Origin of the sequence: Bradyrhizobium sp. NBAIM08, from assembly GCF_020193935.1 — a bacterium.
Taxonomy (GTDB): domain Bacteria; phylum Pseudomonadota; class Alphaproteobacteria; order Rhizobiales; family Xanthobacteraceae; genus Bradyrhizobium; species Bradyrhizobium yuanmingense.
In genome coordinates this window covers 1-403 of sequence record NZ_JADYVR010000960.1, presented here as the reverse complement: position 1 = coordinate 403, position 403 = coordinate 1, and the positions used below count along the sequence as shown (strand labels likewise).

At 68.7% G+C, this 403-nt stretch carries 1 pseudogene; it reads left to right on the top strand.

The annotated features are described in order from the left end of the window. Nucleotides 1-53 precede the first annotated feature (53 nt). Nucleotides 54-403: pseudogene (locus I6F37_RS42935) on the top strand (hypothetical protein); the annotation flags it as partial.

The following is a 403-nucleotide window of genomic DNA, read 5'->3' as shown; positions in this document are numbered from 1 at the left end:
AGTTGACAGCATTCGCGCGCTACCTAGTCTCGCGTGCGATCGGGAGGGGACCAGTGGAATTCAGGCTTTCGGCGGCCGGCATCGCACGCCCCTTGCGGTGCTTCGCGCCCCTGCTCGGCGCTGCGGTGCTGGCGAGCGCATCACTGGGCCAGCCGCCGCGCTTCCGCGACCTCAACCATAACGGGCAACTCGATCCGTACGAAAACCCAACGCTCGATGCGGCGGCGCGCGCCGCGGACCTACTCGGCCGGATGACGATCGAGGAGAAGGTCGGCGCGATGCTCCACGGCAACCTGCCGGGCGCGGATGCGCTCGGCCGGGGCGACGCGGGCTACGATCTCGTCGCGGCCGAGAAGCTGATCGCCGGCAATGCCGTCAATAGCCTGATCACCCGGCTCGTCGT